Origin of the sequence: Christensenella intestinihominis (assembly GCF_001678845.1) — a bacterium.
Lineage (GTDB): Bacteria > Bacillota > Clostridia > Christensenellales > Christensenellaceae > Christensenella > Christensenella intestinihominis.
The window spans coordinates 233,146-246,357 of the sequence record NZ_MAIQ01000003.1; the positions used below are offsets into that span (position 1 = coordinate 233,146).

At 55.3% G+C, this 13,212-nt stretch carries 13 protein-coding genes; 9 read left to right on the plus strand and 4 right to left on the minus strand.

The window, feature by feature from the left end; all coding sequences use genetic code 11:
- Positions 1 to 3 precede the first annotated feature (3 nt).
- The 4 genes from BBD38_RS06200 (at position 4) to BBD38_RS06215 (ending at position 5,389) form a co-directional block, all read left to right on the plus strand.
- The gene (locus tag BBD38_RS06200) at positions 4 to 870 is read left to right on the plus strand and encodes a ParB/RepB/Spo0J family partition protein (RefSeq protein ID WP_066685839.1); all 867 of its coding nucleotides are present in this window, start codon (positions 4 to 6) and stop codon (positions 868 to 870) included.
- 89 nt (positions 871 to 959) lie between these two features.
- The gene (locus BBD38_RS06205) at positions 960 to 1,904 is read left to right on the plus strand and encodes a DUF2971 domain-containing protein (protein ID WP_066685840.1); all 945 of its coding nucleotides are present in this window, start codon (positions 960 to 962) and stop codon (positions 1,902 to 1,904) included.
- 379 nt (positions 1,905 to 2,283) lie between these two features.
- Positions 2,284 to 2,661 carry a BlaI/MecI/CopY family transcriptional regulator gene (locus tag BBD38_RS06210; RefSeq protein WP_066685841.1) on the plus strand — a complete coding sequence of 126 codons (378 nt, stop codon included), beginning with the start codon at positions 2,284 to 2,286 and terminating at the stop codon, positions 2,659 to 2,661.
- Position 2,662: 1 nt separating this feature from the next.
- Positions 2,663 to 5,389: a DUF6034 family protein gene (locus tag BBD38_RS06215; protein ID WP_066685842.1), complete on the plus strand. Its 2,727-nt coding sequence runs from the start codon at positions 2,663 to 2,665 to the stop codon at positions 5,387 to 5,389.
- Between the two features lie 134 nt (positions 5,390 to 5,523).
- Here the strand turns inward: BBD38_RS06215 and BBD38_RS06220 are convergent, their stop codons facing one another.
- On the minus strand, positions 5,524 to 6,381 hold the full coding sequence (locus BBD38_RS06220; RefSeq protein WP_066685965.1) for an AraC family transcriptional regulator: 858 nt from the start codon (positions 6,379 to 6,381) through the stop codon (positions 5,524 to 5,526).
- A 182-nt stretch (positions 6,382 to 6,563) separates the two neighbouring features.
- Here BBD38_RS06220 and BBD38_RS06225 point away from each other — a divergent pair, with 182 nt between their 5' ends.
- From BBD38_RS06225 to BBD38_RS06240, 4 genes are read left to right on the plus strand one after another with little or no spacing between them, the layout of a single operon-like run.
- The gene (locus BBD38_RS06225; RefSeq protein WP_066685843.1) at positions 6,564 to 6,935 is read left to right on the plus strand and encodes a GntR family transcriptional regulator; all 372 of its coding nucleotides are present in this window, start codon (positions 6,564 to 6,566) and stop codon (positions 6,933 to 6,935) included.
- A 33-nt stretch (positions 6,936 to 6,968) separates the two neighbouring features.
- On the plus strand, positions 6,969 to 7,826 hold the full coding sequence (locus tag BBD38_RS06230; RefSeq protein ID WP_066685845.1) for an ABC transporter ATP-binding protein: 858 nt from the start codon (positions 6,969 to 6,971) through the stop codon (positions 7,824 to 7,826).
- A complete protein-coding gene (locus BBD38_RS06235) occupies positions 7,823 to 8,479 on the plus strand; it encodes an ABC-2 transporter permease (protein ID WP_066685847.1) in 657 nt (218 codons plus the stop codon). The genes BBD38_RS06230 and BBD38_RS06235 overlap by 4 nt, the downstream gene beginning before the upstream one ends.
- A 9-nt stretch (positions 8,480 to 8,488) precedes the next feature.
- Positions 8,489 to 9,094, plus strand: a complete 606-nt coding sequence (locus BBD38_RS06240) for an ABC-2 transporter permease (RefSeq protein WP_066685848.1) — start codon at positions 8,489 to 8,491, stop codon at positions 9,092 to 9,094.
- Positions 9,095 to 9,312: 218 nt separating this feature from the next.
- Here the strand turns inward: BBD38_RS06240 and BBD38_RS06245 are convergent, their stop codons facing one another.
- The gene (locus BBD38_RS06245; protein ID WP_235829103.1) at positions 9,313 to 11,505 is read right to left on the minus strand and encodes an ATP-dependent helicase; all 2,193 of its coding nucleotides are present in this window, start codon (positions 11,503 to 11,505) and stop codon (positions 9,313 to 9,315) included.
- A gap of 177 nt (positions 11,506 to 11,682) precedes the next feature.
- Here BBD38_RS06245 and BBD38_RS06250 point away from each other — a divergent pair, with 177 nt between their 5' ends.
- On the plus strand, positions 11,683 to 12,219 hold the full coding sequence (locus BBD38_RS06250; RefSeq protein WP_066685854.1) for a nitroreductase family protein: 537 nt from the start codon (positions 11,683 to 11,685) through the stop codon (positions 12,217 to 12,219).
- Between the two features lie 95 nt (positions 12,220 to 12,314).
- Here the strand turns inward: BBD38_RS06250 and BBD38_RS06255 are convergent, their stop codons facing one another.
- Complete coding sequence (locus BBD38_RS06255; RefSeq protein ID WP_066685861.1) at positions 12,315 to 12,707, minus strand: metal-dependent transcriptional regulator; 393 nt, start codon at positions 12,705 to 12,707, stop codon at positions 12,315 to 12,317.
- Positions 12,671 to 13,015: a hypothetical protein gene (locus BBD38_RS06260; RefSeq protein WP_066685864.1), complete on the minus strand. Its 345-nt coding sequence runs from the start codon at positions 13,013 to 13,015 to the stop codon at positions 12,671 to 12,673. Before BBD38_RS06260 ends, BBD38_RS06255 begins: the two co-directional genes overlap by 37 nt.
- Between the last annotated feature and the right edge of the window lie 197 nt (positions 13,016 to 13,212).

The window sequence follows — 13,212 nt, forward strand, 5'->3', positions numbered from 1 at the left end:
GAAATGAAAAGAGGACTCGGGAAGGGCCTGGGCGCGCTGATGGCGGACGCGCAGGCCGGGACAACGGAAAAAGAAGGGGTCAATGAAATCGATATTTTCCTGCTGGACAACGACACCAACCAGCCGAGGAAAAAATTCGACGAGGCGAAGCTGAAAGAGCTGGCGCAGTCCATTAAGGTGCACGGCATCATGCAGCCGATCATCGTCTATAAAAACGCGGGACGTTACACCATCATTGCGGGGGAACGTCGTTTCCGCGCGGCCAAGCTTGCGGGGCTTTCCAAGGTCCCCGTGATCGTGAAACAGCTTGAAAAACGCGAAATACTCGAGCTTTCCCTGATCGAAAATATCCAGCGCGAGGACCTCAATCCCCTGGAACAGGCCGCCGCACTCCAGCAGCTGATGACGGATTATAATTTAACGCAGGACGAGGTTTCAAAACGCGTGGGCAAAAGCCGCAGCGCAATCGCAAACCTGCTGCGCCTGCTGGCCCTTCCGGAACCGGTGAAAAAGATGGTGACGGGCGGGAAGCTGTCCGCCGGGCATGCGCGCTGCCTGCTGCCGCTCGAGGACAATAAAAAAATCGGCGAGGGCGCAAAATATATCGTGGATAACGACCTTTCCGTGCGCGAAGCGGAGGCGCTGGTGAAGGAATGGATGAGCCCCGCGGCGCCCGCGAAAAAGGCGCAGAAAGCGAAAAAGGCCGTGCCGGTGGAACTCACCGAAGCACAGGACGAGCTTTCCCGCGCGCTCGCGACCAAGGTGCAAATCAAGGGGTCGCTTTTAAAGGGCCGCATTTCCATCGAATATTATACCGCCCAGCAGCTTGAGGAGCTGTACGAATTCCTGAAAAAAATGGAATTGGAATAGTCGCTCCCAGGACGGAACTTCAAAATTGCCCACAAGGCAGCAGGGGACGTATGAAATGCGTTCCCTGAAAAAGCAGGTCGGGGCCAGCCATGAATTCAAAGCAAATCGAAACCGTATACCATTATTGCAGCGTGGAGAGCTTTTACAGCATCATCTCCAATAAAACGCTGCGCCTTTCGGATATCGGGAAAAGCAACGATTATATGGAACGCCGCTGGCTCCAGCAGTTCATCCTCGAGACGACGATGGAGGAGTATGACAAGGACCCTTTTTCCATCCGGTTTGAATACGAAGGGAAAGAATACCGCAGCCACGAAGCGGTGGAAGAATTGATGCGCTACGAGCTCAAAACCATGGGCCAGCACTGGTACGACGACTATATTACCTATGCGATCTGCTTTTCCGAGAAGGGCGACAGCCTGAGCCAGTGGCGCGGCTACGCGGACGACGGCTCGGGCGTGTGCATTGGCTTCCGCGCGGACCGCATCAGCGGCATGTTGGGCAAAAACCGCGAATCGGCAGACCCGGGGCATACCTTTGAATTTGGGCGCATCCGCTATACCCCGGCGGCGCAGAAGGCGCTGATCCGTCCGCACATCCGTAAAATTTTCCGGCACCTGCATACCCTGGTCGACCGGGGACAGCAGCCCTCGGGCGAGATTATCAAACTGCTGCGCGCGGTCAACGGGGAAAGCGCGTTCTGCAAAAATCCCGCGTTCAGCGAAGAGCATGAATGGCGGCTGGCCGTCAATTTTCCCATTCCCACAACGGACGCTTATGCAAAATTCAAGGAGCGGCAGGGCCACGTCGCCCAGAACGACCTTTTCAGCAAGCTGAAAACCGTGGTGGTGGGCAAAGCCATCAAATCCTATGTGGAGCTGAACCTCAAAACGCTCGGCATGGACGCCCTTACGAGCGTGCGCCTTGGGCCAAAATGCCAACTCAGCAAAAACGATATGAAGCTTTTCCTGTTCAGCGCGGGCGTGGGGCTTGCGGAAGAAAGCATCCTGTCCTCCTCCGCGACCTACCGGTAAACGGAGAGGCAGAAATTGCGATGTTCCGGCTTCCGCTTCGCAGCCACCGGCGGCAGCCGCAAGTGAAATAAGACCGACGGCAGCGGGCCGTTTTTTTACGCTTTTTTAGCGGTACTTAAAAAAAGGATGGTTCCACCAAGGCGGGGCGCTGCAAAAAATTTTAGCCGCCCTGCATTGTGTCCCGCCCGGTGCGGAGGCCGGGCGCGTTTTTTCGGCCAAGAGGATGCGTTTGCGGAAGGCGCGGGGCAAAGGCTTGCTTCGCATGACACAGAATAAAAATATTTGTTGACAAAAGATTCTTTTATTACTATAATCATAGTAATAAAACGACAGAAATAGTAACTGCCCGTATTTCTTTGGAACACAGGAGGAAAAAGAGATGAAAACGACACTGACGAACCCCGAATGGGCGGTTATGTCCGCGCTGTGGGGGAAAGAGCCGCAAACGCTTTCTGGGGTGATCCGTTCCATGGGCGACGCGGTCTCGTGGAGCTACACCACCTACGCGACCTACCTTTCCAAGCTGTGCAAAAAGGGGTTTGTGGGCTTTGAGCTCAAAGGGCGGGACAAATTTTATTATCCGCTGGTGGAAATGGACGAATGCATCCGCGCGGAAAGCAAAAACATTTTTGAAAAAATGAGCGGCGCGGGAGCAAAACAGCTTCTTGTGTGCATGATCCGCGAGGGCAGGCTTTCGAAGGACGACCAGCAGGAACTAAAGGCGCTGATCGACGAGCTTTCGGAAGGAAGTGAGTGAGATGACGGCGGTTCTCACAGCCCTGCTTGGCATCTCCGTCTACGCCGCGGTGATCTTCTGCGGCATCATGATCTTCAAAAAGTGCGCCAAAAACAAAATATCGCCGGTGCTGCAATTCGCACTGTGGTTCATCCTCATTGCGCGGCTCGCGCTTCCGTTTACAGCGGAAACGGGCTTTCATTTTGTGAACCTGCCGCAGCAGGAGAATCCCGGAATTACCGCCGCGGCCCCGGCTGCGAAGGGCGGAACCCCGGCGGGCGCGGCGGCCGGGGAAACAGCGGATACCGGAGGCGCGATGCGGGTGCAGGCCGTAAACAATGGCGCCGCGCCGCAGGCCGGGCATCAGGCGGCTGGAAAGGAACGAACCGGACAACCGGCGGCCCCCGTTGCGCCGCAGCCTACGGCCGTGCGGACGCTGCCACCTGCCGCGGCCGCCGTCCTCGGCTGGCTCGCGGGGATTTGCGCGGTGGCGCTCGTCATGGCGGTATGCTGGGGGCGGATGTGCCGCCGGATCAGGAAAGGCGCGCTGCTCCCGGACGAACGGATCAGGGGGATATTCGAGGCCTGCAAAAAGGAGCTTGGCGTTAAGGGAAGGATCAGGCTGCGCCTGAGCGCGGCGCTTTCCACGCCCGCGCTTACGGTGTCGCTGCGCCCGGTGCTGCTTTTGCCGCTCGACCTCTACCGGGAAGACGAGGCAGTGCTGCGCTACGCGGTTTTGCATGAGCTTACCCACTACAAACGCGGGGATTATGCGGTGCGCTTTGTGATGAACATCCTCAAGGCCGTATGGTGGTTTAATCCCGTGGTGTGGCTTGCGGACAGGCAGATTGTAATGGATATGGAGACCGCGTGCGACAGCATGGTTGTGCGGCGGATGGAAAAAGAGGATAAGAAGCGGTATGCAAGCACGATCCTCGCGATGTTTTCGGAGGAACGGGAAGCCCGCTATATCCTCGGGATGGCCCTCGGCAGCTCGAAACAGGTTGCCGAAAAACGAATCAGGGGGATTTATATGAAACGGAAAACAAAACGCGGCGTGAAACTCGCGGCATTGGTACTCACGGGAATCATGGGAATCGCGTGCTTTACAACGGCGTGCGCGCCCGCACAGGCTGCGGATACGGAGCAGCCCGGGGCAGCGGAGTCGCCGTCACTCGAGCCGGTTGGAGCGGTTTCAAGCGAAGCGCAGGAGACAGAACACATTTCAAGGACGCTCGATTCGGGCTATGAGAATATCAAAATCGAGATCGACGCGGACGTTATCAGGCCGGATACGGACGACATTCCGGCGCGCGGCTATGTGACGCGCGAGTTTACCCAGGCGGACGTCGACAACGCGATCGAGGTGCTGATGGGCGGCAAGGAGCTTTACGCGCCGATCCGGACGAAGGCAGACGTCCGGGAAGACCTTGAAAATGCGGAACCGGCGGGAGAGCGGACGATCGCCGCGCTGGAGGAAGAGCTGGAAACCGCGCCGGAAACGGAGACGAAGGAACCGGCAAACACTACGCTCGAAAGGGTATCGTCCGTGGGCGAAGATATTGGAGACGGGATATTGCAGCATAGCTTTACGGTCGAACAGGACGAAGTGCACGTATGGGCAGACGCAGGGAATTCGCACGATACGCTGGATATATCGGCGAATTCAAACCTTTGGAACAGCAATCTTACGTTTCAAAGCGGGCTGAAGACGTTTGACGCGCAAGGCGCTGAAAAGCAGACGTGGTACAACGGCATCGCCTACGAGGGTGAAGCGCGCGGCATGGGTATGTCCCGCGCCGAGGCGGAAGCGCTGGCGACCAAAACAGCGCAGGCGCTCGACCCCGATATGCGGCTCGCCCAGACAAGGCTGGTCCCCATCGTAAACATCCCGGAATATGTCGAAATTTCACAGGAAGAGTACGAGGCGGACCCGGAAGCCGCGCAGGCAAAAATGGAAGCGCCGAGAAAGCAGGCGGACGAGGAAGCCAAAACCGCGCCCCAGGTCTATCAGTTCTACTTCGCGCGGGAAGTCGGCAATATTCCGGTGACGTACACCGATACGGATATTTATATGTATACAAGCAAGACGCCCAATATCGTCGGGGATACGGATGTGTCTGCGCTGTATGAATCCATGGCCGTTACGGTGGACGATAACGGCATCGTGGAATTGAACTGGCGTGCGCCGGGTGAGGCCGGGGACGAAATACGGGAAGGCGGCCTGATATCCCTGGAAGACGCGGTCACGGCCATGCAGGAAAATTTGCTGAAAACAGACGGCATGCTCGCTTCGGCCGGGGATATGCCTGAAGACACCACCATCGACGGGACAGCGCAAATCAGCGAAATCAGGCTTGGATATGCCCGCGTGATGAACGAGGACGAGAGCTTTACGCTTGTTCCGGCATGGGATTTCTTCGGGACCTACCTGATTAATATGAACGGGGAATCTATGGGCGAAGCGAACGGGTATGGGAACATGAATCCGGCGCACAGCCTGTTTACCGTAAACGCGCTGGACGGCTCCATTATCTTCCGCGGGGGCGTGCCATATCACTGGCAGGAAAACGGGGGCGGGGAAGCGCCCGCACAGCCATCCGCAGAAGAAACCGAAGCGCCCGCAGATTCAGGCTCGGAAGAAACCGGGCTGGCGGCAGGAACCGGGGAAACTCCCGTTCCGTCTGCACAGCCGTCGGCGGAGGAGTTTCCGGTGTCCCCGGAACTCCCGTCGGCTGAGGCAGAGTAGATTATTTCATGTTTCAGCCATTCGCAAAGGGGTGATATATAACATAACAACAACTCAACTGAATCTATATAACCGGAAAAAGGGAGCGAAAGCTCCCTTTTTTCGCGGCCTTCGGCCTATGGATAACACTGCGGTTACTTCTTTTTCACAGGAATCCAAATTTCGCTGTAATAATTTTCGTCCTGTGTGCCATTGGGATAAGCGGAAGGATCGTTGTACATTTCGATATTGTATCCCGCTGCAAATTCATAGTCCTTGCAGTTTGGCAGCCATTCGGAAAAAATTTTCCGGTTCACGTCCTGCATGGCGTCCGGCATTTTTCCCGTGCACGGGAATACCGCCCAGGTGAATGCGGGAATTGTTTTTGTCACAAAACCGTCCGGCACCTCCGCGCCTTCCTTATAATCGTCCGCGATCAGGTATTCAAACTCCTTGCCGCCCATGCTCTCGTCGATATTAACGCCGTACATGCCGCATACGGTATCGCCCCCGCCGGATTGGTAATGCCCGGCCCAAAACTTCGGCACCTCTTCCATCGCATTGTCATACGGGAATTTTTTTGCCGCGCCGATCACCGTGAACGCGTCCTTTTCAACAATTTTGTAATCCATTGTAAAACCGCCTTTCAATGTAAATGAGATTTTAAGGGGAGCAAACGATTTAATCATTGCCCCGTCCTTCCGTACAGCCGTCGGCGTGACGCCGTGAAAACGTGTAAAAGCCTTGGTAAAGCTGTCGGGAGAATCATAGCCGTACTTCAGGGCAATGTCGATAATTTTTTCATCGGAGGAAACCAGTTCGCTGCCGGCGAGCGCCAGCCTCCTCTGCCTGATATAATCGGCGACGGTAAAGCCACAGAGCATGGAAAACCCCTTTTGGAAATAAAACGGGGAAATAAGCACTGTGTTTGCAATTTTTTCAATGGTCAGCCCGTTTGTAAGGTTCTCCTCGATGTAGTCGATCGCCTTGCCGATACTTTTAATCCATTCGATAACGTTCACCCCCTGCCTGTTTATCCATTATAACACCGCGAAAGCGCCCGTTCCCGATTTATTGTGCTTTTCCCTGTCCGTGAAACGGTTTTTTATTCTTAAATTCCTATTGACAAACGGATATACGGGCGCTATATTGTATATAGCGTATATATACAATATTTAACCAGGAGGCTTGATGAGTGGATATCATCATCAGCAATTCCAGCGGAAAGCCGATCTATGAGCAGATTACCTCGCAGATTAAAAACATGATTATCGGCGGGGAGCTCCGGGAAGGGGACGCCCTTCCGTCCATGCGGCTGCTGGCAAAAGAATTACGAATCAGCGTTATCACGACGAAGCGCGCGTATGACGACCTTGAACGCGACGGGTTTATCGAAAGCTTTACGGGCCGGGGCAGCTTCGTAGCGCAGAAAAACGTGGAGTTCATCCGGGAGGAACAGCTTAAGGTTGCGGAAGGGCACCTGAAAAATGCGGTTTCCGTGGCAAAGAGCAGCGACATTTCCCTCGAAGAACTGGAAGAAATTTTGCGCGTCCTGTATGAAGAATAAGGGAACGGCGCAAGGGTCGAAAGGAAGCTTATCATGGACAGTATCATACTGAATCATATCACCAAGCAATACAACGATTTTGCCCTGCGGGACGTAAGCTTTGCGGTTCCACAGGGCAGCATCATGGGCCTGATCGGCGAAAACGGGGCAGGCAAGACCACCACCATCAAGCTGATTTTGAACATGATCCGCGCGGACGCGGGCAGCATTCGGGTCTTTGGGCTCGACCATGTGAAGGACGAGCGGGAGATTAAGGAACAGATTGGCGTGGTTATGGACGAAAGCTGCTTTTATGAAGCGCTGAAGCTCCGGGATGTGGCAGCCATCATGCGCAATATGTTCAAAACGTGGGACGACGCCATGTTCTCTTCGCTGGCGAAAAATTTCGGACTGCCGGGAAATAAAAAGCTCAAGGAGTTTTCACGCGGTATGAAGATGAAGCTTTCGATTGCGGCGGCGCTTGCCCACCGCCCGAAGCTGCTGATCCTCGACGAGGCGACGAGCGGGCTCGATCCCATTGTGCGCAGCGAGATACTGGATGTGTTCCTGGATTTCATCCAGGACGAGGAGCATTCCATCCTCATCTCGTCGCATATCACCAGCGACCTCGAGAAGGTGGCGGACTATATTACCTTCATCCACGAGGGCAGGGTGGTCCTTTCCGAAAGCAAGGATAAAATGCTGTATGAATACGGCATTTTAAAATGCGGTGCGGACGATTTCGCAAAAATCGACGCGGGGGACATTGTAAGCTTCCGCAAGTCCGGCTTCGGGTACGAAGCCCTGACCGCGGACAAAAACGCCGCCGCGCATAAATATGGAAACATGGTGATCGACAGCGCATCCCTCGAGGACATCATGCTGTTTACAGTAAAGGGGGAACGGAAATGAAGGGCCTTTTAGTAAAAGAATTCCTCGGAACCAAGAGTTTTTTCCGAATTTATATTTTTATCATTGCCATCTGCCTGATTCCCATGATCGCCACGGGGGACGGCGAATTTTCAGCGGGATTTGCAACCGGGATATGCACGTTCATCGGCGGGATGATGTGCTTCACGTCGTTTGCGTACGACGCTTCGAGCCGCTGGGACAAATTTGTGCTTACCCTGCCCTATACGCGCAGGCAGATCGTCGGCTCCAAATATGCGTTTTCACTGATTATGGTGGGCATTGGAATGGGGATCGGGTTTGCCTTGAACCTCGTTTTCGCGGCGGCGAGGGTCGCGACGATCGACATGGAAGTCGCCGCGGTGATGGCCATGCTCGTAAGCTTTGCGTTCCTGTTTATCAGCATCGTAATCCCGCTTATTTACAAATTTGGGGTGGAAAAAAGCAGGATCGTTGTAATTATTATTTTCCTCGTGCCGTTTATGGCTTTTATCGCCATCTCAAATACCATGGAAAGCGGTGTGGAGGGCGGTTTTGCCGGGTCCCTGCAAAGCATGCTGCCCCTGCTGATGTGGCTCCTGCCCCTGATTGGCGTGGCGGCGCTGGCGGTTTCCTACCAGATCGCGGTGCGCGTTTACCGGAACAAAGAGGTGTAAGGAAAGCAAATGAAAGGCCTGGTTATCAAGGATATCATCGTCATGAAGTATTACCTGCCGGTATGCCTCGCCCTTGCGGCGTGCGCAGCGGCCTTCGTGGCAGGGGCCGCCATCCCGCTGCCGGGCTTTGCCACGATGCTCGGTACGTTTATCGGCGGGATGGCCGGACTTGCGGCATTCGCGTATGACGAAACCTCCCGGTGGGACAGATACGTCCTAGCGCTGCCCTGCACCAAAAAACAGGTGGTGGGGGCAAGATTTTTGTTCCTGCTGCTTACGGCGGGGATCGGCATGGGCGCCGGAGTGCTCGCGGAAGCCTTTTTCGCGCGGCCGGGATGGCCCATTGCTTCGATATCCGGGGGATGCGTGGTGTTCCCGATCTTTGCCCTGATGACGGCGGCGTTCTACCTGCTCGGGCCGGAAAAGGGCCGGATTATAGGCGTACCCGCCGGGGTGGCGCTGGGGATGCTGCTGTTTCCGAGGCTGGGCGTCATTTCCCCCAGGATCGCGGTCCCGGCGGCGTTTATCACGATGCTCGCCTCCTTCCTCGTTTCCTGCCGCGCTTACGCAAGGGAAAAGCGGAAAAAAGGAATTTCGCAGATGAGGCTTTCCTGAGCGGGGGCAAAAGCAGCCAAAATTCTGAAACGTCCTCTTTTTTTCGATTTACTTCAGGGACCGCATATAATGCGGCCCGTAGATTGAATGTCATTGATTTGCCGTGTATTCTTGAAGCATCCTATGCCCAGGGACCACCAGACCTGTGATTCGTCGCGAATGCGACACATTTCTTTTATTATTCATTATTCGCTATTACTTATTCATTTTACCGCAATTCAGCATTTATCGAGTTTGGCCCGGAAGGAAATGGCGCGGGGGGTATCCATTTTGTCAAACTGGACGATATGGGCCGCTTTAACCATGTCAACATCCACGATCACGCCGGGCCCGAAGATGCTGTGCTTCACACGCTGCCCGACGGCAAGGGGCTGCCTTTGGGAATCTTCGGCCAGCCAGCGGCTGCTGAGGGTGATATAATCCCGCGCCTCGGCGACCAGCCCGTCGCGCGGGGGCTGCGTAAAGGAAAGCAGTGCCGGGTCGATATCCAGCACGAACCGGGACGGATAGCGGGGCGAGCCGTCAAAATTCCGGCCGTCGGCACTGGAAAGGTACAGCGCTTTTTCCGCCCGCGTCATGGCGACAAAGGCCAGCCGCCGTTCCTCCTCCATCCCCTGCAGGGTGCTTGTTTTTTTGGAGGGAAAAATGCCCTCGTTCATGGCGCACAGGAACACATAGGGAAATTCCAGACCCTTGGCCGCGTGGACGGTCATCAGCTTCACCTTATCGCCCGCGTCTCCGGCGTCGCCGTTCGAGAACAGCGCCACATGGGCGAGGTAATGCTCGAGGGTGCTTTCCTCCCCGCAGGAGGTTTCGTATTCGTAGACCGACTGCTTCAGCTCCGCCAAATTATCGAGGCGTTCCTGGCTGCCCTCGGTGCGGAGCATTTTTTCATAGCCGCTTTCGTTTAAGATGGCCGACAGGACCTCGGAAATGGGACGCTCGGCATAGTCGGCGGAAAAGGATTCGACCAGGGAAACAAACTGCGCCGCCTTCGTACCCTTGAATATATCGTGCTCGATGTTCCCGCGGAGCGCCGCGTAGAGGGAGCACTGGTTTTGCGCCGCGTATTCCTGTAAAAATTTCATGCGCCGTTCGCCCAGGTTGCGCCTTGGCACATTGGCGATGCGCAGGAAGGAAAGGTCGTCCTGGTAGGCGATCATGCGCAGGTAAGAGAGGGCGTCCTTGATCTCCATCCGTCCGAAAAACTGGACGCCGCTGTATATGGCATAGAGGATTTTTTCCTTTAAAAAGACCTCTTCGACGGTTCGCGTAACGTAATGCGCGCGGTAGAGAACCGTGATCTCGCGGTAGGCGGCGCCCCCGTCGTGCAAAGCCTTGATCTGCCCGGCAATCCACGCGGCTTCGGCCTGCGCGGTTTCGGCGTGGTGGCAAATGACCGGGCCGCCCGGCGGCAGCATGGGAACGAGCTCTTTTTTGATACGGTTCCTGTTTTTGCCGATGAGGGAATTGGCCGCGGCAAGGACCTGCGGCGTCGAACGGTAATTCTGCATCATCAGGATGGTTTTGACGTTTGGGAACGCCTTGTCAAAATCCAGGAGATACCGCACGTCGGCCCCACGCCAGGTGTAGATGGTCTGGTCCGGGTCGCCCACGATGAACAGGTTTTTGTGGTAACCGCACAGCACCTCCATCAGCTGGTATTGCAGCGCGTCAATATCCTGGAATTCGTCGATCATAATATATTCCAGGCGTTTCTGCCACTTGAGCCGGATGGCCTCGTCCTGCCGGAAAATATACAGCGAAAAATTAATCAGGTCGTTATAGTCGAGACCGAAGCATTTCTTTTCCTGGTACAGGTAGCCGTAGAATATGATATCGGAGGCCTCAGTGGCGTCGTCATATTTTTGTTTCAGGGTGTTTATAGACATGTTGATCATGTCAAGGTAATAGTCTTTTTCCGTGAAGGTTTTGCGAATCTCGATCATATCCCGCGCACGGCCGAAGGTCATGTTGCGCAGGGTCAGCCCCCGTTCCTCATAGATGATTTTCAGCATGGCGTCGATATCGGAATTGTCCAGCACCAAAAAGCTTTTCGGATACTGCACCGCATGGCTGTCCTCCTGCAAAACGGAAACGCAGAAGCCGTGGAAGGTGTTGATGTAGCCGGTATCGTTATCGCCGGTCAGGTTGTGGATGCGCTGGCGCATCTCGCCCGCCGATTTGTTGGTGAACGTAACGCAGAGGATATTGCCGGGCAGGATGCCGACCTCGTTTACCAGATAAGCGAACCGCCGCGAAAGGGCGCGGGTCTTGCCGGAACCGGCCCCGGCGATCACGCGCACAAAGCCCTCCGTTGCGGTAACGGCTTCCCGTTGCGCCTCATTGAGACCCTGCAAAATATCTTCCACGCCCTGCCCCTTTCCCTGCGTAATCATTGGTATACTCATTATACTGTATCCCCGTGAGAAATCAAGGGCGGCGGCCCCGGGCGGGCCCATACGGGAGCAAGGGCGGAAAAACCGGACCTTTTTTCGGATTTCCCCCAAAAATTAAACATAGGTTAATAAAAGTAGTATACTATTCCCGTGAACGGAAAAACTAAAAAATTTCAAGGAGGTTATATTATGGAAACAATGAAAGCGATCAACAGAAGAAAGTCGGTCAGGAGCTATACCGGCGAAAAGATTTCCAGGGAAGCGCTGGATACGGTTTTGCAGGCGGCCTATGCGGCGCCCGTGGGCATGGGGAAATATGAAAATTTTCACCTGACCGTAATCGAAAACCGGGAATTTATGCAGGCAATTGAGGAAAAGGCCTCTGCGATGTTCGGAAAGCCGGATTTGCACCTTTTTTACGGCGCGCCTACGTTTATCCTCGTTTCTTCAAAGCCGGACGGCGCGGAAAAGGTCGGCGGCATCGATTACTGCAATACGGCAGCCATTGTGGAAAACATGTCCCTGGCCGCCACAGACCTCGGCGTGGGCCATTGCTATATCTGGGGCGGCGTTGCGGTGCTTAACGCAAACCCGGACCTGGTCGCCCGGCTTAACCTGCCGGAAGGGCACACCCCGTGCAGCGGAATTATTTTGGGCGTGACGACGGAGGAATACACCGACCGCGATATTCCCGGCCAGCGGATCGGGACAAGCTATCTGAGATAAGGAAAAGCCGCAGGGCTTCCTGCGGCAATGATCCCGTCCCCGGTGGGCGGGATTTTTCTTTGCGGGGAAATGCACAATATTTTCCCGCCGCGCGTTTACCCGGCCATCCCGCTGTAGCGGTACACCCGGATGAAACGGGACAGCGCGTCAAACGCGTCCGGTGTCAGCGAATGTTCGAGGGTACAGGCCTGCGAGGCGGCGGATTCACTGCCGATGCAAAGGATTTCCTCAAAAAAACGTTCCACCACGGCAAAGTTTTCCTCCAGGGTATACGCTGTGCACATCCCTTCCTCGGTCAGGAAAACCTTGTGGTCCACACTCCTGGTGGCAAACCCCTTTTTTTCCAGCGCCTTCACCCCGTTGCAGGCGCTGGCCCGGGAAACGCCGAGCGCCTGCGCGATATCGGAAACCCGAGTGCCTGCCGCGCCGCCGCCCAGACGGTAGACGGCCTTTAAATAGTGCTGGTTTGATATGGTAAGCCGCAGCATAATCCCACCTCAACTTCCCCGCCCAGCGGTTTATAATCCGCCAGGGACATATTATAGCCGACTCCGTCAAAACAGACGGTAACCGTGGCGCAGACAGGCCGGACGCCGAAAATCCGGTGCTGTTCCCGGAAGCGGGAACGGTAAATGGTGTGTTCGACGGCTGTCAGCGTGTCCGCGTGGAGCTCGTCAGGACGGAGCCGGAAGGTCTGCACGTCGGTTTCCGGATGCCGGAGCGCGAGCCGGAACAAATAATCGACCAGCGCGCCGGGCAGCGCCGCTTCCACGGATTTCATTGCGTATGTTGTCATAGGATAAATCCTCCTTGTGATTGATTCGATGCTTTCAGGATAACCGTGCGGCTTAAACAAAAGTTCAACGCAATGTAAATGGAAGGTAAACAAAAAGAGGGCCGTACGGCCCGCCCCAGACTGCCTAAAATCCCCGCAACCGTCGTCTGCGGCGACGAATTTTTGAACGGTCTGCTGATCTTATCGGTAAGACCGGG

Coding starts and splice junctions, on each gene's coding strand:
- BBD38_RS06200 (WP_066685839.1), top strand. CDS start 4: ATGAAAAGAGGACTCGGGAAGGGCCTGGGCGCGCTGATGGCGGACGCG.
- BBD38_RS06205 (WP_066685840.1), top strand. CDS start 960: ATGAATTCAAAGCAAATCGAAACCGTATACCATTATTGCAGCGTGGAG.
- BBD38_RS06210 (WP_066685841.1), top strand. CDS start 2,284: ATGAAAACGACACTGACGAACCCCGAATGGGCGGTTATGTCCGCGCTG.
- BBD38_RS06215 (WP_066685842.1), top strand. CDS start 2,663: ATGACGGCGGTTCTCACAGCCCTGCTTGGCATCTCCGTCTACGCCGCG.
- BBD38_RS06230 (WP_066685845.1), top strand. CDS start 6,969: ATGGACAGTATCATACTGAATCATATCACCAAGCAATACAACGATTTT.
- BBD38_RS06235 (WP_066685847.1), top strand. CDS start 7,823: ATGAAGGGCCTTTTAGTAAAAGAATTCCTCGGAACCAAGAGTTTTTTC.
- BBD38_RS06240 (WP_066685848.1), top strand. CDS start 8,489: ATGAAAGGCCTGGTTATCAAGGATATCATCGTCATGAAGTATTACCTG.
- BBD38_RS06245 (WP_235829103.1), bottom strand. CDS start 11,505: ATGAGTATACCAATGATTACGCAGGGAAAGGGGCAGGGCGTGGAAGAT.
- BBD38_RS06250 (WP_066685854.1), top strand. CDS start 11,683: ATGGAAACAATGAAAGCGATCAACAGAAGAAAGTCGGTCAGGAGCTAT.
- BBD38_RS06255 (WP_066685861.1), bottom strand. CDS start 12,707: ATGCTGCGGCTTACCATATCAAACCAGCACTATTTAAAGGCCGTCTAC.
- BBD38_RS06260 (WP_066685864.1), bottom strand. CDS start 13,015: ATGACAACATACGCAATGAAATCCGTGGAAGCGGCGCTGCCCGGCGCG.